Source organism: Microbulbifer sp. ABF4_107, from assembly GCF_056312215.1.
This window is the reverse complement of sequence record NZ_CM149983.1, coordinates 3,315,926-3,339,938: the sequence shown is the minus strand read 5'-3', so window position 1 is coordinate 3,339,938 and position 24,013 is coordinate 3,315,926. Positions and strand designations below refer to the sequence as shown.

At 57.2% G+C, this 24,013-nt stretch carries 16 protein-coding genes; 14 read left to right on the top strand and 2 right to left on the bottom strand.

Annotated elements, in window-relative coordinates; translation table 11 throughout:
* Positions 1 to 101: 101 nt before the first annotated feature.
* The 9 genes from ACYX4K_RS13670 to ACYX4K_RS13630 all read left to right on the top strand — a co-directional run bounded on the left by ACYX4K_RS13670 (position 102) and on the right by ACYX4K_RS13630 (position 11,455).
* Positions 102 to 2,606: a DUF4861 family protein gene (locus ACYX4K_RS13670; RefSeq protein WP_475091577.1), complete on the top strand. Its 2,505-nt coding sequence runs from the start codon at positions 102 to 104 to the stop codon at positions 2,604 to 2,606.
* A gap of 210 nt (positions 2,607 to 2,816) precedes the next feature.
* Positions 2,817 to 3,659, top strand: coding sequence for a 5-dehydro-4-deoxy-D-glucuronate isomerase (gene kduI, locus ACYX4K_RS13665; protein WP_475091578.1), 843 nt, complete (start codon positions 2,817 to 2,819; stop codon positions 3,657 to 3,659).
* 148 nt (positions 3,660 to 3,807) lie between these two features.
* Entirely contained in the window at positions 3,808 to 4,599 is a 792-nt protein-coding gene (locus ACYX4K_RS13660) for a gluconate 5-dehydrogenase (RefSeq protein WP_475091579.1), read from the top strand.
* Positions 4,600 to 5,284: 685 nt separating this feature from the next.
* Positions 5,285 to 6,814 carry a TonB-dependent receptor plug domain-containing protein gene (locus ACYX4K_RS13655; RefSeq protein ID WP_475091580.1) on the top strand — a complete coding sequence of 510 codons (1,530 nt, stop codon included), beginning with the start codon at positions 5,285 to 5,287 and terminating at the stop codon, positions 6,812 to 6,814.
* A 251-nt stretch (positions 6,815 to 7,065) separates the two neighbouring features.
* Positions 7,066 to 7,239, top strand: a complete 174-nt coding sequence (locus ACYX4K_RS13650) for a periplasmic nitrate reductase, NapE protein (protein WP_475091581.1) — start codon at positions 7,066 to 7,068, stop codon at positions 7,237 to 7,239.
* Positions 7,240 to 7,325: 86 nt separating this feature from the next.
* Positions 7,326 to 7,712, top strand: a complete 387-nt coding sequence (locus tag ACYX4K_RS13645; RefSeq protein ID WP_475091582.1) for a chaperone NapD — start codon at positions 7,326 to 7,328, stop codon at positions 7,710 to 7,712.
* Position 7,713: 1 nt separating this feature from the next.
* Positions 7,714 to 10,215: a nitrate reductase catalytic subunit NapA gene (gene napA / locus ACYX4K_RS13640; protein ID WP_475091583.1), complete on the top strand. Its 2,502-nt coding sequence runs from the start codon at positions 7,714 to 7,716 to the stop codon at positions 10,213 to 10,215.
* 42 nt (positions 10,216 to 10,257) lie between these two features.
* Entirely contained in the window at positions 10,258 to 10,746 is a 489-nt protein-coding gene (locus ACYX4K_RS13635; RefSeq protein ID WP_475091584.1) for a nitrate reductase cytochrome c-type subunit, read from the top strand.
* A 19-nt stretch (positions 10,747 to 10,765) separates the two neighbouring features.
* Positions 10,766 to 11,455 (top strand): cytochrome c3 family protein, encoded by a 690-nt coding sequence (locus ACYX4K_RS13630; protein WP_475091585.1) that lies wholly within the window; start codon positions 10,766 to 10,768, stop codon positions 11,453 to 11,455.
* 149 nt (positions 11,456 to 11,604) lie between these two features.
* Here ACYX4K_RS13630 and ACYX4K_RS13625 read toward each other — a convergent pair whose 3' ends face one another.
* Both ACYX4K_RS13625 and uxaC read right to left on the bottom strand, forming a co-directional pair.
* The gene (locus ACYX4K_RS13625) at positions 11,605 to 13,095 is read right to left on the bottom strand and encodes a mannitol dehydrogenase family protein (protein WP_475091586.1); all 1,491 of its coding nucleotides are present in this window, start codon (positions 13,093 to 13,095) and stop codon (positions 11,605 to 11,607) included.
* Between the two features lie 13 nt (positions 13,096 to 13,108).
* Positions 13,109 to 14,524 carry a glucuronate isomerase gene (uxaC, locus tag ACYX4K_RS13620; RefSeq protein ID WP_475091587.1) on the bottom strand — a complete coding sequence of 472 codons (1,416 nt, stop codon included), beginning with the start codon at positions 14,522 to 14,524 and terminating at the stop codon, positions 13,109 to 13,111.
* 490 nt (positions 14,525 to 15,014) lie between these two features.
* Between uxaC and ACYX4K_RS13615 the strand changes: the two genes are divergently transcribed.
* From ACYX4K_RS13615 to ACYX4K_RS13595, 5 genes are all read left to right on the top strand, one after another.
* Positions 15,015 to 15,989 carry a sugar kinase gene (locus ACYX4K_RS13615; protein WP_475091588.1) on the top strand — a complete coding sequence of 325 codons (975 nt, stop codon included), beginning with the start codon at positions 15,015 to 15,017 and terminating at the stop codon, positions 15,987 to 15,989.
* Positions 15,990 to 16,308: 319 nt separating this feature from the next.
* Complete coding sequence (locus tag ACYX4K_RS13610; protein WP_475093915.1) at positions 16,309 to 17,295, top strand: TRAP transporter substrate-binding protein; 987 nt, start codon at positions 16,309 to 16,311, stop codon at positions 17,293 to 17,295.
* A gap of 48 nt (positions 17,296 to 17,343) precedes the next feature.
* The gene (locus ACYX4K_RS13605; RefSeq protein WP_475093916.1) at positions 17,344 to 17,925 is read left to right on the top strand and encodes a TRAP transporter small permease; all 582 of its coding nucleotides are present in this window, start codon (positions 17,344 to 17,346) and stop codon (positions 17,923 to 17,925) included.
* 15 nt (positions 17,926 to 17,940) lie between these two features.
* Positions 17,941 to 19,242 (top strand): TRAP transporter large permease, encoded by a 1,302-nt coding sequence (locus tag ACYX4K_RS13600; protein ID WP_475091589.1) that lies wholly within the window; start codon positions 17,941 to 17,943, stop codon positions 19,240 to 19,242.
* 438 nt (positions 19,243 to 19,680) lie between these two features.
* Complete coding sequence (locus ACYX4K_RS13595; protein ID WP_476178712.1) at positions 19,681 to 23,667, top strand: pectate lyase family protein; 3,987 nt, start codon at positions 19,681 to 19,683, stop codon at positions 23,665 to 23,667.
* Positions 23,668 to 24,013: the final 346 nt, after the last annotated feature.

The following is a 24,013-nucleotide window of genomic DNA, read 5'->3' as shown; positions in this document are numbered from 1 at the left end:
GGCGTAAGGATTCGAAGTCGCACCCGGCCGTTTTTCGATTTACCGCCGTTCTTTTTTGAATGGCAAATAACAGAATAAAACCCGAATTTGTGGAGATGTCTGTGAAACTGTTTGATCAGTCCAAAAGCAAGCTGGGTCTGAATGCCCTTGCATTCGCGCTCACCGCGGCGACCCTGACTGCCTGTGGCGACAAAGCCGCGCAGTCCCCGCAAGAAGCAGCGGCACCGGTTGCAGAAAAGCCCAGCGCCATCGCTAACCTGGAACTTTCCAACCCTTCAGATTTCCCGCGCCTGGACGAAGCGGTTTACCTCAGCTTCTACGAACTCGGACTGAAAGCCGGTTTTGCCTCCCCGATCGCAGTGTGGAACCAGGCGGAACAGATTCCCGTACAGACCATCGACAAAGATGCCGATGGCAGTAAAGACGGCATCCTATTCACTGTAGATGTTGCCGTTGATGAAACCCTTAAACTGCGTATCGCCGAAGCCGATGCGCCGGTAGAAGGCGAGAAACGCACCCAGGCCGAAATCTCCCACAAGGTGGGTGGCGAATGGGTTGAGCGTGAATACAAGGGTGGCAGCTTCCAGAATGTAAGCTCCCTCTCCGTGCCTGAAGAGCACACCGACCACTCCTACTTTATCCGTTACGAAGGCCCCGGTATTGAATCCGACCTGGTGGGTTACCGCGTGTACCTCGACTGGCGTAACGGCTTCGATATTTTCGGCAAAAAAGTGCAGACCCCGGTACTGCAGGGCGTAGGCCAGGACGGATTTGATTCCTACCACGAACCGGCTGACTGGGGCATGGACGTGCTGAAAGTGGGCAGCTCCGTGGGCGTCGGCGGCTACGGCTACTGGGACGGTGAAAAAGTCATTCGCGTGAGCGACGTGCAGGACTGGCAAGTAGACATCGCCGAAAACGGTGAGCTCTACTCCTCCTTCAAAGTGCAGTACCAGGGCTGGAAACCCACTGCCGACCTGCAGACCGATCTGACCGCGGTGCTGTCCATGCACGCCGGCAGCCGTCTGGTGGAAGTGAATGCAAAAACCAGTGAAGAACTGGACAACCTGGTAGCCGGTATCGTGAATCACGAAGGCACCGAGTTGATCGTGGGTGACACCGATATTACCGGCCACGCCTACACCTATATTGGCACCTACGGCCCGCAGAGCCTGGATGGCGCCAACCTGGGTATGGCGGTGATTGCCAAGAACAAGGTGATCAAGGAAGCCACCACCGACGAGCACAACCAGGTGGCGATCCTGAAACCCGCGGGCAATGAAGTGCAGTACTACTTCCTCGCTGCCTGGGCCAATGAAGCAAAAAGCGAACACGGCCCCATCACCACCAAGGCCGAGTTTGAAACCTACCTGAAGCAGGAAGCGGAAAAGCTCACCATGCCGCTGCGGCAGCGTCTGACCACTGCCGCCAGCGTTGCCGAAACGGACCAGCCGCTGACCGCGGATGTTGCGTTGGAGTGGAGCAAAAAACTGGCGGACTCCGAGCTTGAGCGCAAAACCCTGGATTACCGCTTTGGTGGTTACGACCACATCCGCAAGCGTCCGTCCTACTTCGAGTACACCACCGGTATGGTGATGCAGGCCTACGACGAGCTCAACGCAGTTGCGCCGGAAACCCGCTACGCGGACGCCGTGGAAACCGTGATGGGTTCCTTCGTCAGCGAAGATGGCAGCATCAACGGTTATGTGCAGGAAAAATACAATATCGACAGTGTACGCGCCGGCACCATGCTGCTGCGCATGTACGAGCGCAATCAGAGCCCGGTCTACAAGAAAGCCGTGGATACCCTGTTTGAGCAACTGGAACACCACCCGCGCACCAGCGCCGGTGCCTTCTGGCACAAAAAAATCTATCCACACCAGGTTTGGCTGGACGGCGTCTACATGGGCATTCCGTTCCTGGCGCACTACGAGCAGCTGATGCACGAAGAACCCAACGTGGAAGAAGTGCTGGCCGAGTTCAAACTGGTGAACGAAATCCTGAAAGACCCGGAAACCGGCCTCTTCTACCACGCCTGGGACGAAAAGCGGCAGCAGGTCTGGGCAGACAAGGAAACCGGTCTCTCCGGCTACCACTGGGCCCGCGGTATGGGCTGGCTGGCCATGGCGCTGGTGGATGTACTGGACTTTATTCCCGAAGAGAACACCGAAGAGCGTCAGTACCTGCTGAGCATGATCGCCGAAATTGCACCGGTGATCGAAAAATACCAGAACGCGGAAACCGGTACCTGGTGGCAGATCATCGACAAGCCGGGCAAGCGTGGGAACTACCTGGAATCCACCGCCAGCACCATGTTCACCTACTTCTACGCCAAAGCGCTGAACCAGGGTTACCTGCCGAAAGAGAAGTACCTAGCCACCGCGAAAAAAGCTTACCAGGGCCTGCTGGATGAGTTCGTACAGGTACACGCCGACGGCACCATCAGCATCACCGATATGTGCCAGGTGGCCGGCCTCGGCTTTGGCCGCGACGGCAGCTACGAGTACTACATGAGCGAGCCAATTTATGACGACGACCCCAAAGGCACCGCGCCGTTTATCACTTCCGGCGTCGAGATGTACAAGCTGTTGGAATCTGAATCTTAATTAACGCATAACGATTGGGTGCTATTAAATGGCACCGTGGCGGCACTGCTGTCCGGTCCCCTTTCGCGAGACACGCCGTGAACCCATCCCTGGGGGCTCTTCTAAAACGTCCCTGTTTTAGAAGGTCTCGCGAAAGGGGCCCGGCCATCAGCGCCTTCGCATTTGACTCCTGTGACCAATGGGATCGTTGAAGTACTACTGGGAATGAACATGACAACTCTATTTGAAGAGCGCTACGCCAGTCACCCGAGTGACTATGTGAAGTACGATACCGACCGCCTGCGCAAAGAGTTTCTGGTACCGAAACTTTTCGAGGCGGATACGGTTCGCCTTACCTACACCCATGTAGATCGCATGATCGTTGGCGGCATCATGCCGGTGGAGAAAACTGTACAACTGGAAACCGTCGAGGAACTGCGCTCCGAGTATTTCCTAGAGCGCCGCGAGATTGGATTCATCAATATTGGTGGCGCCGGGACCGTGGAGGTCGATGGCACGGTACACGAGATCGGTCACAAGGAAGCGCTCTACGTGGGGCGTGGTTCCGTCGAAGTGAAACTGAATAGTGCGGACAAATCCAATCCGGCCAAGTTCTACCTGAACTCCGCGCCGGCACACCGTGCCTATCCAACGGTGAAAGTCAGCAAGGCCGACGCGAATGTTATGGAGCGGGGCGCCAGTGAAACCTGCAACCAGCGGGTAATCAACCAGCTGCTGGTACACGGTGTTATCGAGACCTGCCAATTGCAGATGGGGATGACCGAGCTGGCGCCGGGCAGTGTCTGGAATACCATGCCGGCCCATACCCACAGCCGCCGCATGGAAGCCTACATGTATTTCAATGTGCCCGAAGATCAAGCGGTATGCCATTTTATGGGCCCGCCCCAGCAGACCCGTACCATCTGGATGCACAATGAGCAGGCGGTGATCTCTCCTACCTGGTCACTGCACTCCGGCGTAGGTACCGCCAACTACACCTTTATCTGGGGGATGGCGGGTGAAAACCTGGATTACGATGATATGGATTTTGTGCAGCCCCACGAGTTGCGTTGATCCATTTCCCAACTGGATCCCGGATCAAGTCCGGGATGACGAAGAATTCTTTTCGGCGTCATACCGGCGAAGGCCGGTATCCAGAAATTACCGAACATCCGTAGGGTAGATAAACGCAGCGGATCTACCAAAAGAATTGGAGTTAACAATGTCCAAGTCACTGTTTGACTTAACCGGAAAACTCGCCCTGGTCACCGGCGCCACCCACGGCCTCGGCATGGCCATGGCGGAAGGCCTCGGCAACGCCGGTGCCAAGCTGGTCATCACCGGCCACTCCTCCCAGGAGAAACTCGATGGCGCTGTCGCGCAACTGCGTGAAAAAGGCTACGACGCCCACGGCTACCTGTTCAACGTCACCAATGAAGACGAAGTGAACGAAATGGTGCCGGTGATCGAGCAGGAGCAGGGCCCGATTGATGTGCTGGTCAACAACGCCGGTATTATCCGCCGCGTACCGCTGCTGGAAATGGAGCTGTCCGAGTGGAACAAGGTTCTGGAAACCAACCTGACCGGCGTGATGGTAATGAGCCGCCCGGTGGTGCGCCGTATGATCGAGCGCGGCGCGGGCAAGATCATCAACATTTGCTCGATGATGAGTGAGCTGGGTCGCGACAGCGTGTCCGCTTACGCAGCCTCCAAGGGCGGCCTGAAAATGCTGACCCAGAATATGGCGACGGAGTGGGCGCGTCACAATATCCAGGTGAACGGTATTGGCCCAGGCTACTTCGCCACCAGCCAGACCGCGCCGATACGTGTCGACGGCCACCCGTTCAACGATTTCATTATTGGCCGTACACCGGCGGGCCGCTGGGGCAACCCGGAAGACCTGCAGGGCGCCGCGGTGTTCCTGTCCAGTGACGCGAGCAATTTCGTCAACGGCCAGGTGGTTTACGTGGATGGGGGTATCCTCGCCACCATCGGCAAGCCCAGCAATGAGTAATTGAGTGATATCTGGATACCGCGGCACACGGCGAATTCTCCGGTGCCGCTGTATCCAATCTTAGATTTGTGCTTTCCGTAGCCCTACCGGGTTACCAATGTCTTTCCAAGGCTGTACCTCAGCCGATTGTTTGTTGCTTTCAGCTTTCGTTTTCGAACGAGAGAGAGGGCGGAGAGGGGCAACCCCTTTCTGTATTTGCCCTGTGAAAGCGGTATGTGCGTAGCGTTTTCTTGATCGGTACTCAGGGTTCCGGGGCGAGCCCGTGGTTTTGTTTTGGTTATCGGGTATGCGGGCCCGTCAGTTGCGTAAAGTTTTTTCAGTGTTTGTAGGTACCTGAACGGCATTCTTCCGTCTGCGGAGGTGCGTCTGTGTTCGGAGGTTTTCCGGTGTCTGGCATTTGCAGTGAAGTGGTTGAGTCGTTGCACGGTCGAGGGTGCCGGGAAAAATTTTGACGTAGAAACAAAACCCGGCAAAAGCAATAACGCTAATCCGCCGGTTTTATGAGAGAAGGGACTAGAGATGAGTAACTACACAATAAAACCACTTGTTCTGGCCATGGCCATTGCTTCCCCTGCGTATGCCCAGGAAGTAGCCGACAAAGACACACAACTGGACAACCAGGTACTGTAAGAGATCGCCGTAACCGGCTTCCGCCAGTCCTTGGAGCGCGCTGGATACCAAACGTATGAGCGCCAACAACACCGACAGCATTATCGCCGAAGATATCGGCAAAATGCCCGACCTGAACCTGGCGGAATTCCTGCAGCGGGTTCCTGGCGTGGCGATTTCCCGCGAAGGCGGTGAAGGCCGCAATATCACCGTGCGCGGTTTCGGCCCGGGCTTTTCCCGCACTACCCTGAACGGTATGGAAGTACCGGCGAGCACCGGTGGTCTGGATTCTTCCGGCGGTGAAAACCGCGGGCGGGATTTCGACTTTAACGTGTTTGCGTCCGAGCTGTTCAATCGCATCACTATCCACAAGTCACCAGTGGCATCTGTGGAAGAGGGCGGCCTGGCGTCGACGGTCGAGCTGTCTACACCGCGCGCCTTCGAAAAGCCCGGACAGAACGTTTCCTTCGGCGGCCAGCTGACCGCAGACAATTTCTCCGGAGAATCCGATCTGCGTTTTACCGGTATGTACAGCAACACCTATATGGACGATAAAGTGGGTGTTCTGTTCAGTACAGCCTATTCCGAGCGCAATGTGCGTCAGGAAGGTTTTGGTTCCGTGCGCTGGACCGGTGCCGCCAGTAATGGCGGTCGCAGCTGGGCGAATACCGATGCGGAGACCATCATTAACGGTACCCCGAACCCCGGCGCAAACTACCCGGGTGAAGCCATTGATCAGGCGCAACAACTTGATTACATGTGGGTGCCGCGTCTGCCGCGTATGGATTCCTTCAACCGCGATCAGGAGCGCCTGGGCCTGACCGGCTCCGTGCAGTTCCGCCCCACCGACACTATGGAATTCTCCCTGGATGTATTGAATTCCAACCTGAAGGCGGATGTGACGTCGTACAACTACTTCGCGCAGTTCCGCAACACCTTCGGCAGTATCTCCCCGGTGGAAGTAACCCTGGATGACAGCGGCCGCTATATCGTTGCCGGTACCTTCGATAACGTGACTCCGCGCTCCGAGAGCCGCGGCCAGTTCAGCGAATCGGATTTCACCCAGACGGTGCTGACCGGTAAATTCGATCTCGCCGACAACATGCGCCTGAACCTGATGTACGGCAATGCGGTTTCCGATCACGTTGAAGAGCAGTATCGCTACAATATCACCGCCGCCGAGGGCCACCGCTTTACCTACTCCTTCGAGGAAGATGGTGATATCGCCGAGATGTCCTATGGCTTCGATATGCTCGATCCATCCAACTACGTATGGTCTGGCCCGACCCTGCGTCACGAGGAAGTGCGTCGTGAAAACGACACCTTCCGTGCGGACTTCACCATTGAAGACGACAATTCCAATATCAAAACCGGTCTGATCTGGAACAGCCGCGAAGTGGATTCCCAGTTCTGGAATCCCACCGAGGGCACCATTACCCAGCCGGGCTCGGTGACCGCAGAACTTACCGCAAACCTGGCGGATGTGATCGACGGCTATGGCGATGGCATCAGCGCGCCGGGTGGATCCCCCACCAGCTGGCTGGTGGCGGATTTCAACCGCGCCATGGCGCGCATAAATGAGAGTGCCGCCATTGAATGCAGTTAGTTGTAATTCTCATTTCCGCATATCTTTAAGGCCGGGCTTTGCCCGGCCTCTTTTTTTCCTTTCCGAAGGCTTTCCCGCATTTTTCTTTTCATTCTTCTTATGGGATGACCAGCCCTTTCTAGACTCAAAAAAGGATGCGCAAACTGGCGCCGAGGTCTCTGTTCCTAAAGGAATATGAACAGTGCTGCAAACAGCCATTGTTTATATCCGGTGCCAGTCCATATTCATTTCGTAATGAACAGGGTGACCCCTTGGCAGAGCAAAAATCGGTAACCACCAGCGAGCAGCGCAAGCGTGAAGGGCGTTTGGTGCTGTTTATCCTTGTGTTCCTGTTTCCCATCCTCGCTGTGGCCATTGTCGGTGGTTATGGTTTTACGGTGTGGATACTGCAGATGATTTTCGGTCCGCCCGGACCGCCGACCTGACCGCCTTTCCTCAATCAACCGAATTGCCGCTTGAAAACCCGGGTCGCATCCAGTGTGAACCGGAAAATGAATACGAGAGAAAACGGATGACAGACGTCAAATCGAGTCATTGCCATGACGGTCAAAACCCTGTGGAAAGCGTGCATATCGTCAGCCTGCTGGTACATGTGCGACCGCAGTTTGTGGAATCAGTCAGTCAGTGGTTTGACTCGCAAGCCGAACTGGAAATCCACCTGGCTGACGAGGCCGGCAAGCTGGTGGTGATTGTGGAAACCCGCGACCACCACCAGATCAATCCTCTGATCGAAACCATCAAAGACCAGCAAGGCGTACTGAATGTGGTGATGGTGTATCACGAGGAGTTGTCGCTGGCGGATATCGACGACGAGCTGGCCGAGGACGCATCGACAGAAGCATCGGTAATGAACGAACGTGACGCCGCGCAACCGGTAAAAATTGTGGGAGAAATGTGACATGGCCATCACCCGACGTGAATTTACCAAAGCCAGTGCCGTGGTGGCCGCAGCAACGGCTGCAGGTTTGGCAGTACCGGCAAAAACCCAGAACCTGGTGAGCAAGGGCGGCGCCAATGAGTTGAGCTGGAACAAGGCACCCTGTCGCTTTTGCGGCACAGGTTGCAGTGTGATGGTGGCCACCAAAGACAACCGGGTTGTCGCTACCCACGGGGATATCAAGGCGGAAGTGAATCGCGGCCTCAACTGCGTGAAAGGCTACTTCCTGTCGAAAATCATGTACGGCAGTGACCGCCTGATGAAGCCACTGCTGCGCATGAAAAATGGCAAGTACGACAAGACCGGGGATTTTGCCGAGGTGTCCTGGGATCAGGCCTTCGACATCATGGAGCAGAAATACAAAGAGGCGATCAAGAATCACGGGCCAGAGTCTGTGGGCATGTTCGGTTCCGGCCAGTGGACCGTGTGGGAAGGCTACGCAGCCAGCAAGCTGATGAAAGCCGGCTTCCGCACCAACAATATCGACCCCAACGCGCGCCACTGTATGGCCTCTGCCGTTGCCGGGTTTATGCGCACTTTCGGTATCGACGAGCCCATGGGATGCTATGACGATATGGAGGCCGCTGACGCCTTTGTATTGTGGGGCTCCAATATGGCGGAGATGCACCCGATCCTCTGGTCGCGGGTGACCGATCGCCGATTGTCCCACCCCGGCTGCAAAGTCGCAGTACTTTCCACCTATGAACATCGCAGTTTCGAGCTGGCGGATATCCCCATCGTATTCAATCCGCATTCCGATCTGCATATCCTGAATTTCATTGCCAATTACATTATTGAAAATGGCAAGGTCAATCAGGAGTTTGTCAAAAAGCATACGCGTTTTGTGCGCGGTGAAACCAATATCGGCTATGGCCTGCGGGATGATGATCCGCGTGAGAAAAAGGCCACCGGGCGCGACAAGGCGAATGCGTGGGAGGATATGACCTTCGAGGAGTATGCGGATTTTCTGAAGCCCTACACGCTAGAGAAAACGGCCCAGGAAACCGGTGTTTCCAAAGAACGCCTCACCGCACTGGCTGAGCTTTACGCCGACCCGAAAACCAAAGTGATGTCTTTCTGGACCATGGGCTTCAACCAGCACACCCGCGGTGTCTGGGCCAACAATATGGTCTACAACATTCACCTGCTTACCGGCAAAATTTCCAGCCCTGGTAACAGCCCCTTCTCACTCACGGGTCAGCCTTCTGCCTGCGGTACCGCGAGGGAAGTTGGTACCTTTGCGCACCGCCTGCCTGCAGACCTGGTGGTGACCAATCCCAAGCACCGGGAGACCGCAGAAAAAATCTGGCGTCTGCCCAAGGGCACCATTCCGCCGAAGCCGGGTTTCCACGCAGTTGCCCAGAGCCGCGCACTGAAAGACGGCAAGCTAAAAGTTTACTGGACCCAGGCTTCCAACAACGCCCAGGCCGGCCCCAACCTGATGCAGGAGTTACTGCCCGGTTGGCGCAACCCCGATACCTTCGTGATTGTTTCCGACGTCTACCCAACGACATCCGCGCAGGCCGCGGACCTGATTCTCCCCACGGCCATGTGGGTAGAAAAAGAGGGTGCCTACGGCAACGCGGAGCGGCGCACACAGTTCTGGCATCAGCAGGTAAAAGCGCCGGGCGAAAGTAAGTCGGACCTGTGGCAATTGGTGGAATTCTCCAAGCGCTTCACTACTGATGAAGTCTGGCCGGAAGAATTAAGCAAAGTGCGCGGCTACAAGGGCAAGACCCTGTACGACGTGCTGTTTGCCAACGGCCATGCCAACCGTTTCCCCAACGAGCAGCGGGACAAGAGTTTTGCCAACGACGAGGCCGATGCCTTCGGGTTTTATATCCAGAAAGGCCTGTTCGAAGAGTACGCGGAATTTGGCCGCGGACACGCGCACGATCTCGCGCCATTTGATGTTTACCACAATGTGCGCGGTTTGCGCTGGCCGGTGGTGAACGGCAAGGAAACCCGGTGGCGTTTCCGCGAAGGCTACGACCCCTATGTGAAAAAAGGTGCGGGCGTGCAGTTTTACGGTAACAAAGACGGTCGCGCACGTATTTTCGCACTGCCCTACGAGCCACCGGCGGAATCTCCGGATCAGGAATATCCCTTCTGGCTGTGTACCGGCCGCGTACTGGAGCACTGGCATACCGGCTCCATGACCCAGCGGGTGCCCGAGCTGTTCAGTGCTGTGCCCTACGCGGTGGTGTATATGCACCCGGACGACGCCCAGGCCAAGGGGTTCCGTCGCGGCAGTGATATCAAGGTCATCAGCCGGCGCGGCGAAATGATTGGGCGGGTGGAAACCCGTGGCCGCGCGCGGCCACCCAAGGGGCTGGTGTATGTGCCGTTCTTTGATGCCCAGCGGCTGATCAACAAAGTGACTCTGGATGCGACGGACCCGATTTCCAAACAGACGGATTTCAAAAAGTGCGCCGTGAAACTGGAACTGGTTTCACTGGCCTGAGTGGGCCAGCCCGAGAAGCAAACTTAGAACTGAGTAGCGATCATGAGCAGAAAGCAGGTATTTTCCATCGCCGTCGCCCTTGTCGTTTTTGTATGTGGCCTGGCAACCATCGCGGAGCAGTTTCCGGCAACGCCGGGGCCGGACGGTATTCGGAAGGGCGGCACCCTGTTTGAAGAAAATCCGGCCCCGCAGCTGGCGGATCCGGTGAATGCCGACGGTAGGCGAGTGCGCGCATACCCGGAGCAACCGCCCACCATTCCCCATACCATTCGGGACTATCAAATCAACAAGAATGTAAACCGCTGCCTGGAATGCCACAACCGTATCCAGACCGGTGTGAGCGGCGCGCCGATGATCAGTATCACCCACTTTATGGATCGCGATTTTCAGGTGCTGGCGGATGTGGCGCCGCGTCGATACTTCTGTCTGCAGTGTCATGTTCCGCAAACCAAAGCCAAATCATCCGTCGGTAACACCTTCAAGGATGTGGATATTCTGATGCGCAATCAGAAACAGCAACCTTCCCAGTAACTGATCCGGGACCTGAGCGATGATTAACTGGATTAAAGGCTATTGGCATACCCTCAGCCACCCGGCCACGGCTTTCAGCCTCGGCTTTCTGCTGTTGAGTGGTTTTATCGCCGGGATTATTTTCTGGGGCGGATTCAATACTGCGCTGGAAGTATCGAATACGGAAAAATTCTGTATCAGTTGCCACGAGATGCAGGACAACGTGTACGAAGAGCTGAAAGGTACCATTCACTGGACCAACCGTTCCGGTGTGCGCGCCACCTGTCCGGACTGCCATGTACCCCATGAGTGGACCCACAAGATCGCCCGTAAAATGCAGGCCTCAAAAGAGGTGTGGGGCAAGATTTTCGGTACCATTAATACGCGAGAGAAGTTTCTCGACAAACGCCTGGAGCTGGCGCAGCACGAGTGGGCGCGGCTGAAGGCCAACGACTCGTTGGAGTGCCGCAACTGCCACGACTTTGAGTATATGGATTTCAGTGTGCAGAGCGCCCGTGCGCGCAAGATGCATTCCACCGAGCTGGCAACCGGCAAAGCGACGTGTATCGATTGCCACCGCGGTATCGCGCACCATCTGCCGAATATGCAAAACGAAGATGCCTGGGGGCCGGATAATCCCGCCCATGATGCCAGCCGCTTCGGCGAAGACAACCCGCTGGGGCAGGACAAGGAATCGGGCGATCAGAAGCCAAAGCCGAAAGTGCATTAATGTTTGAGGCATAAAAAAATTCCGCAGCACAGGCTGCGGGATTGAAATTGACAAACTTTTGATTCCCGAAGGAAAGGCCGGCATTACTGAAGCTGGAAAGCGAACAGCCGCCGGCAGATAGATCGCAAAAAACGTACAGATCTACAAAATTACAAACTTGCAAACGCCTCTTCCACACAGGCCAGTGTGCCCTGTGCATCCAGCTTGTTCAGCCAGTTCACCACGGCCTCCTGCAGCGGTGCGCTCTGCTTCAGGTCGTCACCGAACACCGGGGTAAACGCGAGGAAGTTCGCGGCCAGCGCTTCATTTCCTTGCGGCTTGTACTGATCGCAGATGGCTTTCAGTTCCGCCGCCAGCGGATCGGAAACCTCGATGGCATTACCTTTCTCGTCCACCGCGGATACGTAACGGATCCAGTTGGCGAGTGCAAAACTCAGTACCGCGATGGGGCCGTTGTTCGCCAGCTGGTGGCGCAGGGTGCCCAGCCAGCGCTGCGGGATCTTCTGCGAACCGTCCATGGCGATCTGCCAGGTGCGGTGGCGCAGGGCACGGTTCTCGAAGCGCTCGATCAGTTCTGCCTGGTAAGCGGCAATATCAAACTCAGCGGGCACTTCGATAGAGGTAGTCGCCTCTGACTTCATGAAATGCAGCGCCAGCCTGTTAAACGCCGGTACCGCCATCACGTCCGCCACTGTCTCACAGCCCGCCAGATAGCCGCTGTAGGCCAGCATGGAGTGGCTGCCGTTCAGCAGGCGAAGCTTGATCAGCTCGTAGACTTCCACATCGTCCACAAAGGTCGCACCGGCCTTGTCCCACTCCGGGCGGCCGCGCAGGAAATTGTCTTCCACAACCCACTGAGCGAAGGGCTCCGCCATGACCGCCGCCTCATCGCGACAGCCGATCAGCGCTTCCAGCTCTTCGCGGTCCGCGTCGGTCGTCGCCGGCACAATGCGGTCCACCATGGTGGATGGGGTGGTGGTGTTGTCCGCAATCCACGCAGCCAGCTCGCTGTCGACCTTCTCCGCGAACTGCCCCAGCACATTGCCCAGCAGCTTGCCGTTGGACGGCAGGTTGTCGCAGGTCAGCACGGTAAAGCCCGGCAGGCCGCGCTCCTTGCGCAGCGCCAGTGCGCCGACGATGTAACCCAGCGCAGACTTCGGAGCCTGCGGGTTTGCCAGATCGTGAATCACATCCGGGTGCTGCGGGTTCAGATCGCCGCTCGCCGGATCGTGGCAATAGCCTTTCTCGGTGATGGTCAGGGAAACGATACGCACGCTTTTTTGGGCCAGCAGTTCAATAAGTTGCTGCGGGCTTTCCGGGCCGACCAGTACATCGCTCACTGCACCGACGATCTGCACCTTGGTGCCCGCGTTGGATTTCTCCACCACGGAATAGAGACCGTTCTGCGGCACCAGCTGATCGCGCACACCGGCGGAGCGCAGGCTCGCGCCCACAATGCCCCAGTCCTTTTCACCGCCGGCAATGCGGTTTTCCGTGTACCACGCCTGGTGTGCGCGGTGGAATGCACCGATGCCCAGGTGCACGATGCCGGTAGTGACTTCGTTGCGGTCGTAGGCCGGCTTGATCACCTCGGCGGGGAGGTCTTCCAGAAGTTTGTTGCTGAGTCTTTCTTGGCTCATTTCTTTCTACCAATCAAAGCTTGTAGGCTTTTTTCGCCAGGTTGTAGGCGAGGTCTGCAGCCAGTTCGAAGGCCTCGTCTTCCTGCAGGCGGTGGTCGCTGACCAGTTGCGCCAGCCACACACAATCCATGCGGCGCGCCACATCGTGACGGGCGGGGATGGACAGGAACGCGCGGGTGTCATCGTTAAAGCCAACGGTATTGTAGAAACCGGCAGTCTCGGTCACCTGCTCGCGGAAACGACGCATGCCTTCCGGACTATCGTGGAACCACCAGCTCGGGCCCAGCTTCAGCGCCGGGTAGTGACCCGCCAGCGGTGCCAGTTCGCGGCTGTAGCTGGTCTCGTCCAGGGTGAACAGAATAATGCTCAGGTTCGGCTCGTTGCCCACCGCTTCCAGCAGCGGCTGCAGCGCGTGTACGTAATCGGTCTGGGAAGGAATATCGCAGCCCTTGTCGCGGCCGAAGCGCTCGAACACCACCTTGTTGTGGTTGCGGAAAGAGCCCGGGTGGATCTGCATCACCAGACCGTCCTCGATGCTCATGCGCGCCATCTCGGTCAGCATCTGGCCGCGGAACAGTTCCGCATCCTGCGCATAGCCTTTGCCGGTGCTGACTTTCAGGAACAGCGCCTCGGCTTCCGCCGCAGACAGGTTCGCGGTAGTCGCGGTGGGGTGACCGTGGTCGGTGGAGGTCGCGCCCATCTGTTTGAAGAATTCGCGACGGTTGCGCAGGGCCGCCAGATAACCGGACCAGGTGGAAGTATCTTCGCCGGTGATCTCGGCCAGCTGCGCCAGGTTATCGGTAAAGCCCTCGAAATCCGGATCCAGCACCGGGTCCGGGCGGAAGGCGGTGATCACACGGCCTTTCCAGCCGCTGTCCAGAATCTTCTGGTGATGACGCAGATCGTCCAGCGGGGATTCGGTGGTCGCAATTACTTCGATATTGAAGCGCTCGAACAGCGCGCGCGGCAGAAACTCCGGCTTTTTCAGTTCGCTGTCGATACGCTCGTAGTAAAGCTCTGCGGTTTCACTGTTCAGCTGAACGTCCAGCCCGAACACATCGTGGAACACGGTATCCAGCCAGGTGCGCGACGGGGTGCCGCGGAACAGGTGGTAATTGTCCGCCAGCAGTTGCCAGATCTTGCGCGGGTCCTGTTCTACCGGGGTGCCGTCCTGGGTGCGGATGCCGAGGCTCTCCAGGGGAACGCCCTGGGAGTAGAGCATACGGAACACATAGTGATCCGGGCGGATCAGCAGGTTGGCCGGGTTGCCGAAGGGCTGGTTCTCGGCGAACCAGGACGGATCGGTGTGACCGTGCGGACTGATGATCGGCAGATCTTTCACGCTCTGGTAAAGATTGCGCGCGATATCCCGGCTTACTTGGTCGGCCGGAAACAGACGGTCGGGATGCAGGATCAGAGGGCGTGTCATGTGGATGCTTCCAGATTTCGGGTTTGCCATTGGGAACCGGCGGCTCGTGTGTATTGAATGGGCTGAGGCCGGGTCCGTTTATTGTTGTGTGGTTTTGCCAGCGCCGGGAATTCATCTGGGCCGGATCGGGCCCCAAAAAGAAAAGAGCCCGGCTCACCGCACAGCAATGGCTGCGGCGGGAGCGGGCGGTATGCGCGAATCAAAGGCAGAAGGGGTCCAAACCAGCCCCTTGTGCCCGGTGCGCCAGGCGATGGAGAAAACCTCGATGCTCGCTACACCTCGTGATTGCGAGTCTGTGGTGAGCAGCGATTGTTGCCATGGTGCCAAAAATTGGTTATACCAGTCAACCATTCTGGTAAGGCATTTTGATTTCGGCGAGAATATACCCACTGGGGAGGCCGTGATTGCCTGCCAAATCGTCCATGTAAGCTAACGATAAATACATGGCAATAAAACGAATATCGCGCCGCAGGGCGTATGGGAGAGTGAAGTGAAGCTGGCAGCACTGGGAGAAGTAATGGTGGAACTGGCGCCGCAGGCGTCGGTTCAGGAGCAATCCGGTGGCAGCAAGCCACTGCTGGCGCAATCGTATGCCGGCGACACCTACAACACCGCGGTGTACATCGCCCGCGGTGGTGTCAGCGTCAGCTACGTGACCCTGCTGGGGGATGATCCCTACAGTGAGGAAGTGCTCACACGCCTGGCGGGTGAGTCCATCGATGCCAGTGCTATCGCACGCCTGCCGGGCCGCTGTCCGGGCCTCTACATGATTCAGAACACCCCGGATGGTGAGCGCTACTTCACCTACTGGCGCGGCCAGGCACCGGCGCGGGAGCTGTTTGCGGATGCCGACCGCCGCGAGGCCCTGAAGGCCCATCTGCGCACCATGGATTGCCTGTACCTGTCCGGTATCACCCTCGCCATCATGAGTGCGGATGCGCGCGCCGAGCTGCTGGCATTCCTCAAGGAGTATCGCGCCGCCGGCGGCCGTGTGGCTTTCGACAGCAACTACCGCCCGCGCCTGTGGGATTCCGCCGAGGCGGCACGGGAAGTGGTGGCGGAGTTCCTGCAGCAGACCGATATGGCCCTGCTGACCTTTGAGGATGAGCAGGCCCTGTGGGGCGACAAGCGCGCCGGGCAGTGCGCCAAACGCAATTGCGGCTTCGGTGTATCCGAGCTGGTGATCAAGCGCGGTGCCGAGCCGGTGCTGCTGCAGTACGAGGGAGAGCTTACCGCCATCGATGTGCCGCCGGTCAGCAGCGTGGTGGATACCACCGGTGCCGGTGACTCATTCAATGCCGGATACCTGGCCGCGCGCCTGCAGGGTGCCAGCCCCGAGGCTTCGATTGCGGCGGGCAACCGCTGTGCGGCCAGGGTGATCGGTCACCGCGGCGCTATTATCCCGCGCACCGAATACCTGGCAGCGGACGCCGAGAGAAGCACGCCGGTTGCCGAGCTCTGCTGATTGGTCATGCGGAAATCCGCGTGCGGCCCGAATTAACGGTCAAAAAAGCGTCATTATGGCGTATTATTCGACGCCTATTTGGTTGCGCCTGCTCTGCCTGGCACAACTTTCAGCACAGGCACCCGGCGGCACCGGGTGCGCGGGAGCAAGAAGATTGCACCCGCAGACCAGTTGTTGTTACGATGGTATGACCAATCTGGTCTGCCGATGGATTCCGGGCTCCGTTGCGAGCTTTGTCCGCAACGAGCTTGCCCTCTAAATAGGCACACCGGAAAACCTGTACCCGATAAGAAATAGATCACAGGTCACAACGATGATAATGAGAAGATTCTGGCGGCAGATGCGCACTGCGGCCCTGGTCGGCACCACCCTGTTTCTGGCCAGCTGCGGCTTCCAGGACGACCAGGTGGCCCTGAAGCTGGCTCACACCCTGGACCAGCAGCATTCCGTACACCGTGCCATGGTATTTATGGATGAGCGCCTGCGTGAGCTGTCTGGCGATACCATGCGGATCGATATCTATTCCGGCGGCCAGCTGGGTAGCGAGCGCGAGCTGATCGAACTGCTGCAGATCGGCAGCCTGGCCATGACCAAGGTCTCCGCCAGCCCCATGGAGGGCTTCGTGCCGGAGATGAAGGTCTTCAACCTTCCCTACGTATTCCGCGATTCCGAACATTTCTGGAATGTGCTGCAGAGCCCGATTGGCAAAGATCTGCTGGTGGCCTGTGAGCGCGCGCGCCTGCGCGGCCTGGGTTACCTGGATGCGGGCAGCCGCTCTTTCTATATGAACGACATCGCTGTGCAGTCTCCGACAGATCTGAACGGCCAGAAGATCCGTGTTCAGAACAGCCAGACCGCAATCAAGATGGTCAACACCCTGGGCGGCGCCGCTACCCCGGTGAGCTGGGGCGAGCTGTACACCGCGCTGCAGCAGGGTGTGGTCAACGGTGCCGAGAACAACCCGCCGAGCTTTTATCTCTCCAAGCACTACGAAGTGTCCAAGTACTACACCCTGGACGAGCACACCTACGTGCCCGACCTGCTGCTGATCAGCACCGAGGTGTGGAACAAGTTGGAGCCGCAGCAGCAGGAATGGCTGAACAAGGCGGTCGATGAAGCCGTGGCCTACCAGCGCAAGTTGTGGCAGGAATCCACCGAGGAATCCCTGGCTGCAGTGAAGGCCGCCGGTGTGGAAGTGATCTACCCGGACAAGCAGCCCTTCATCGACGCGGTGAAGCCGCTGCACGATAGCTACAAGGGCACCGATGTTGGCGATCTGCTGGATCAGATAAAAGCCGTTAATTAATTCCTGAAGAAAAGCCCACTAGAAAAATAACAGTGGAAGGCAAAGATGATGCAGAAAATTGAAAAGGCCCTGGGCTTTGTGCTCGGCGCGCTACTGGCACTGATGGTGCTGGACGTGACCTGGCAGATCCTCACCCGCTTCCTGCCCATGCAGCCAAGCTCCTATACCGAAGAAGTCGCGCGCTACCTGCTGGTGTGGATTGGTCTGCTGGGCGGTGCCTACGCCTATCGCAAAAGATCCCACCTGGGAATCGACCTGCTGAGTAACGCCCTGCACGGTGCCAAGCGCCGCGCGCTGCAGATTTTTGTGGTGCTGGTGTGTTTTGCCTTCGCCGCGCTGGCGATGGTTTACGGCGGTGCCAAGCTGATGCTGCTCACCTTCGAGCTGGAGCAGTACTCCGCGGCACTGAACCTGCCCATGGGTTACGTGTACAGCGTACTGCCGCTTTCCGGTCTGCTGATCTGTCTTTTCTCCATCGATCATCTGATTGAACTGGTGACGGCGAAAGAAGAGCTGCCCAGCGACTTCGATTCCGAAGTGCATCCCTATACCGATGACGCAGAAGCCTCTTCGGCCGATGCAGAAACCAAACAAAAACAAAAGCAGCCCGAAGCTGCCGTCGAAGCCTAAGCGAGGAGAGTCATCGTGGAAGTTGCAGTTCTGGTATTGCTGGTCAGTTTTCTGATCCTTCTCGCGCTGAATGTGCCCATTTCCATCAGTATTGGTGCGGCCACTGTGCTCACCATGCTGTGCACCATCGATTTTGACCCGGCCATGATTACCATGGCCCAGCGTATGGCCAGCGGCATCGACAGTTTCGCGCTGCTCGCCATTCCGTTCTTTATTTTCTCCGGTATGTTGATGGGTAGCGGCGGTATCGCCCGGCGCATTATCGACTTCGCAAAGGTACTGGTAGGCATGCTGCCCGGCGGCCTGGCCTTTGTGAACATCATCAGCTGTACCCTGTTCGGTTCCATTTCCGGTTCTGCTGTAGCGGCGACGTCTGCTATCGGCGGTTTCATGATTCCCTCCATGACCAAGGCCGGATACGACAAGAACTTCAACACTGCGGTGACCGTGGCTTCTTCCACCACCGGCCTGTTGATTCCGCCGAGCAATATTCTCATCGTCTTCTCCCTGGCATCCGGTGGTGTTTCCATCGCCGCGCTGTTTATTGCCGGTTACCTGCCGGGCCTGTTGCTGGCGCTGGGCCTGATGATGGTGTGTGGCCTGTGGGCGAAAGCGAAGGGCTACCCGGTGGGCGAAAAGCCCACCATGAAAGAAGCTTTCCAGAAAACCGTGGATGCAGTGCCCAGCCTGTTCCTGATCTTTATCGTGATCGGCGGCATCATCAGCGGCTTCTTCACCGCGACCGAAGCCAGTGCCATTGCGGTGCTTTACTCCCTGCTGCTGTCCTGTGTGGTGTACAAGGAGGTGAAGCTGGATCAGCTGCCGGCATTGCTGACCAAGTCCGTTGAGACCACTGCGATAGTGATGTTCCTGATCGCCGCGTCTTCGGCCATGTCCTGGATCATGTCTTACCAGAATATTCCGCAGACCATCAGCCAGGCGCTGATCACCCTGAGTGACAACCCGCTGCTGATCCTGCTGACCATCAACCTGATTCTTCTCGCTGTGGGTGCCTTTATGGATATGACCCCGGCGGTACTGATCTTTACCCCCATTTTCCTGCCGGTAGTGATGGAGCTGGGTATGTCCCCGCTGCAGTTCGGTATCGTGATGATCCTGAACCTGTGTATCGGCCTGTGTACACCGCCGGTGGGCAGTGTGCTGTTTGTCGGGGCTAGTATTTCCAAAACTTCAATCACAGCGTTGATACGCCCGCTGTTGCCCATGTACCTGATGATGTTCCTGGTACTGGCGCTGGTTACTCTGGTGCCGGCAATCAGCGAGTTCCTGCCGCGCACGCTGGGATTGATCGAGTAACTTCATTGGTGCGGTTCTCCTCACCTATTACTCAATTGAAGTAGGCGGCATTTTGTTTCATTGATTTCCTCGCATCATCATCAGGATGGTATTGCCGGGCTTTTCAGCCCGGCTTTTTTTTGCCTGCCGATACCCGATGTCCCCGCTGACGACTTGCTGCAGTGCACATTTCTTGCAAATTGGTCTAACAAATCCACGAATAGGCTTTACAGGGTGGAATTGCGTGGTAACCTCGTGTTGATATTTGGTATTGCCAATTTATAAGAATATAGAGCTTTGGCTAAACAAGCCGATTTGGCCAAATATCGGGCGGACCCCGCAGTATCTGCCGCCCACAGCGATGATGATTGGTCCATCCCTCCCTGCTCGCAGTATCCCCGGGGTTCACTCTGTGACCGATCGTCTTGATCAACAGTAAAAATAACAACGGAAGGTCACATGCAAATCAAGCTGAAGAGAACAGCGATGCTGAGTGCATTGCTGGGCACCTTTGCGGCCGCGGAAGTTTCCGCGCAGGCCACGGGGTTTGCCACACAAAACGGCGGTACCACCGGCGGGGCCGGGGGCAATGTGGTGTACGCCACCACCGGTACCCAGATTCACGAAGCCCTTTGTAACCGGGCATCCGACGACACCCCCGTCATCATCCACGTCGAAGGTACCATCAATCACGGCAACACCAGCAAGGTGTCTGGTGACAGCTGTAACACCGCCGACGACAAGATTGAAATCAAGGACGTCAGTAATATCTCCATCATCGGTGTCGGCAACGGCGCGCTGTTCGATGAGCTGGGGATTCACCTGCGCAATGCATCCAACATCATTCTGCAAAATCTGCATGTGCGGAATGTGAAAAAATCCGGTTCTCCCACCTCCAATGGTGGTGATGCCATCGGTATGGAAAGTGGCGTTTACAATGTGTGGGCGGACCACCTCACCCTGGAAGCTTCCGGTGGTGAAAACGACGGTTACGATGCGCTGTTCGATATGAAGGCGGACACCAAATACGTAACCCTTTCCTACAGCATTCTGCGCAACTCCGGCCGCGGTGGTCTCGTTGGTTCGAGCGATGGCGACACCAACAATGGCCCGGTCACTTTCCACCACAATCTCTATCAGAATATTGATTCCCGCACCCCGCTGTTGCGCGGTGCTACGGCGCATGCGTTCAACAACCATTACACGGGCATCAATAAATCCGGTATGAACCCGCGTATTGGCGGACGCATGAAGGCGGAAAACAATTACTTCGAAAACTCGAAGGATCCGCTGGGTACCTTCTACACCAACGACATGGGGTATTGGGAAGTAAGCGGCAACATCTGGTCCAACATTACCTGGACAGCGGATGACGATGACAATCACCCCGCTGGCCCCAACCCGACGTCCACCACGTCTATCAGTATTCCCTACAGCTACCAGTTGTGTAACGGCAACCTGGTTCCGCAGGTGGTTGCTTCTACCGCAGGTGCGAACAAGGGCAACCTGGTAGCGGACAGCAGCTGTACGGTCAGTTCGTCCAGTTCCAGCAGCTCCAGCTCTTCCGGTGGCAGTGGCTCCGGCTCGAGTTCCGGTGGCAGCTCGTCATCATCCAGCAGCAGTTCCTCTTCGTCCGGCGGCAGCGGCAGCGGCTCCAGCGGGGGCGGCGGCGATCTGGGGCCGAACCTGGCGCTTTCCGGTGGAGCGGATGGCTCCAGTAAAGGCGGTGGCAGCAGCTACGGTAATGCCATCGATGGCGATACCAGCAGCTACTGGCAGCCGGGCTCTTCCAGCGATGAACGTATTTCCGCGAAAAACTTCGGTGGCTCTTTCAACACCGTGATCATTCGTGAAATTGGCAGCAATGTGCAGGCCTGGCGTCTCGTCAACAACGACAACGGCGATGAACTTGCTTCGGGTTCCGGCATTGGCTCGGCCATGCAGGTGTATCTCGGTGATGTCAGCATGGACAAGATCAATCTGATGATCGACTCCGCCTCCAGTGCACCGCAGATTGCCGAGTTTGAGATCTACAGTGCAACCGGTAGCGGCTCTTCTTCCGGCGGCAGCAGCTCGTCTTCGTCCTCCAGCTCGTCCTCTTCGGGTGGCTCGTCTGGCGGATCTTCCGGTGGCTCCTCCAGTTCCTCGTCCAGTTCTTCCGGCGGTGGCTCTGTGACCTTGAACGTGGCGACCTCCGGTACCGATGCACAACTCCTCTGGAATACCGACGGCATTGACGTTCGCACGCAGGAAATTTATCGGGATACCGATCCGGACCCTGCAGGCCGTCTGCGCATTGCCACCAGCGTTCTGGGCAACAGCTATACCGACACAGGCCTCGCGGACGGTACCTACTACTACTGGATCAAGGTCACTGACCAGAACCTTGTGGTGTACAACTCCAATGGTGACGATGCAGTAATCAGCACTGCACCGAGCACACTGGTGCTGCAGGAATCCGAAGCGGGCTACTGTTCCGTAGACGGTGCGCTGGAATCCGAGCACAGCGGTTATACCGGTAGCGGCTATGCCAACACCGACAACGAAAGCGGAATGGGTGTGGACTGGTCCGTGGTGGTGCCGGCCGCAGGTAACTACACCCTGCAGTGGCGTTACGCCAATGGCAGTAGCGACCGCCCCGGATCTGTACTGGTGAACAATGGTGCGCAGACTAACGTCAGCCTGCCGGGCACCGGTGCCTGGGGTAACTATGCCGATAGCGGTTCCGTGACCGTGTGGCTGAATGCGGGCTACAACGAAATCCGCCTTGAAGCGACTGGCGGTAGCGGTCTCGCCAATATCGACAGCCTGTCCATTACCGGGGTTGCGCCGAGTGCTGGCGACTGTAATGGCGGCGGTGGTTCCTCCTCCGGTGGCAGTAGCTCCAGCAGTTCTTCTTCGAGCTCTTCCTCCGGTGGTTCCGGCTCCGGCTCTTCCGGTGGTAGCAGCTCTTCCTCCAGCAGTTCCAGTAGCAGCTCCGGCAGTGGTTCCGGCTCAGGTTCCGGTGGTTCTTCCTCCGGTGGCGACCCGGTTGCCTGTGAGCAACTGGCGACCGACCCGAACGTAAACTGGCGCGATTCCTCTGTGCTGGATACCGACCAGAAGATCGTACAGTGTTTGTATGAAACTCTTGGCCGTCCGGTGGGTTACGGTGAAAATGCCATGGGCGGTTACGATCCCAATGGCAACAGCAAGCTGACTGTGATCACCAAAAACAGCAGCGTGCCGGTTGAGCAGCAGATCCTCGACGCCATCACCGGCGACGAACACAACTGGATCGTGTTCGACAAATTCGATTTCTCCGTTAATAGTGGAGAGGAAACCGAAATCTCCATGCACCGCAACTTCTGTAGCGACTCTTCCGTGCAGTCCGCCATCAACGGTAGCGAAGCCCAGTGTCGCGATTTCCGCGGCTGGTGTTCCAGCAACGGCCTGTCCGGGGATTCCTGTCTGTCAGAGTTCTTCAACGATCGCCTGGACGACAAGGATCTGCCGATCCGCAACGCCAAGATCGGTTCCCACAAAACCCTCGACGGACGTTTCAGTAACGGTTACTTCCGCTTCAACGGTTTTGCCATCGGTTCCGACAGCAGCGGCCAGCCGGTGGAAACCGAGCAGAGCGTGATCCTGACTCACCTGGACTTCCGCGGTGCCGGTCATGTTGAGGACCACGGCCTCGATCCGGATATGATCCGCAACACCGGTGCGTCTCACGACATCTGGATTCACAAAAACACCTTCGACACCACCGGTGACGCGGCGTTTGATGTGAAAGTGGGTGCCTACGACATCACCATTTCCTTCAACAAACTGATCAATGTGAAGCGCGCATCCCTGCACGGTTCCAGTGACTCTCGGACCATCAACGAGCAGATCACCACCACCATGCACCACAACGCGTTTATCACCACCGACGATCACTACGACAGCCTGGGTAACACCCTGCGTCGTATCCCGCTGATCCGTCGTGGCACCTCGCACATGTTCGATAACTTCTTTATGAACTATCGCAAGGACATCCTGAGTGTGCGTGTAGGTGCGACCGTACTGTGGGAAGACAACACCTTCATGATGAACCGCGACTTCCAGGAAAAGGATGACGTGGTGCAGGCGTTGAATGAGCGTGGCGAGCAGCTGGCCCGCGATGTGGACGGCGGTAACTTCCGCAGCGAAGGCAGCAAGGTGTGGTTCTCCGATGCCGCGTGCAACCTGGATTCGTCTCTGGTGTACACCATCAGCGATAGCTCCGGTTCCGTATCGGACCTTTCGCAGAACTACTCACAGGCCTCTCGCAATGTGATCGCTGCACAAGGTCGCCCGGCGGGCCAGGCGCAGGCGGATTACATTATTGCCACTGCAGGTAAAGACGGACATATTCCGTTCAACTCTCCGCTGGCCAATGATCAGAATTATGTGATTGGTCTCGGTGGCGCAAGTTGTCAGTGACGGCGCTGATGTAACTCGATCACACAGAACCCAAACCCATCCGCTCTTCAGGGCGGGTGGGTTTTTCTGTTTAGCGGTACAGAGAAGTCAGCTTCAATCAACCAAAGAATGGCAAAAGGCTACCTTGTTGGACAAGCCAATTCTCAGGTTCCAGGTCGCCATTGCGCCTATTGACCTCCCAATTTGCGGTAAGTGTGAAAACTTCCATACCCGTTAATCCGCCAGATTTGCTCAAAAAACATGCGCCATAGCGCCAAATTATTCCGGTCAGGCAGGTATGTCAATAACTGCAGCACTTAGTTGGTACAAATGGTTGTATATGCCTAACCAATCTGCTTTCATTGTC

What these genes read in the sequence shown, in the direction of transcription:
- kduI (WP_475091578.1), top strand. Translation starts at nt 2,817, where the DNA reads ATGACAACTCTATTTGAAGAGCGCTACGCCAGTCACCCGAGTGACTAT.
- ACYX4K_RS13660 (WP_475091579.1), top strand. Translation starts at nt 3,808, where the DNA reads ATGTCCAAGTCACTGTTTGACTTAACCGGAAAACTCGCCCTGGTCACC.
- ACYX4K_RS13655 (WP_475091580.1), top strand. Translation starts at nt 5,285, where the DNA reads ATGAGCGCCAACAACACCGACAGCATTATCGCCGAAGATATCGGCAAA.
- ACYX4K_RS13645 (WP_475091582.1), top strand. Translation starts at nt 7,326, where the DNA reads ATGACAGACGTCAAATCGAGTCATTGCCATGACGGTCAAAACCCTGTG.
- napA (WP_475091583.1), top strand. Translation starts at nt 7,714, where the DNA reads ATGGCCATCACCCGACGTGAATTTACCAAAGCCAGTGCCGTGGTGGCC.
- ACYX4K_RS13635 (WP_475091584.1), top strand. Translation starts at nt 10,258, where the DNA reads ATGAGCAGAAAGCAGGTATTTTCCATCGCCGTCGCCCTTGTCGTTTTT.
- ACYX4K_RS13630 (WP_475091585.1), top strand. Translation starts at nt 10,766, where the DNA reads ATGATTAACTGGATTAAAGGCTATTGGCATACCCTCAGCCACCCGGCC.
- ACYX4K_RS13625 (WP_475091586.1), bottom strand. Translation starts at nt 13,095, where the DNA reads ATGAGCCAAGAAAGACTCAGCAACAAACTTCTGGAAGACCTCCCCGCC.
- uxaC (WP_475091587.1), bottom strand. Translation starts at nt 14,524, where the DNA reads ATGACACGCCCTCTGATCCTGCATCCCGACCGTCTGTTTCCGGCCGAC.
- ACYX4K_RS13610 (WP_475093915.1), top strand. Translation starts at nt 16,309, where the DNA reads ATGAGAAGATTCTGGCGGCAGATGCGCACTGCGGCCCTGGTCGGCACC.
- ACYX4K_RS13605 (WP_475093916.1), top strand. Translation starts at nt 17,344, where the DNA reads ATGCAGAAAATTGAAAAGGCCCTGGGCTTTGTGCTCGGCGCGCTACTG.
- ACYX4K_RS13595 (WP_476178712.1), top strand. Translation starts at nt 19,681, where the DNA reads ATGCAAATCAAGCTGAAGAGAACAGCGATGCTGAGTGCATTGCTGGGC.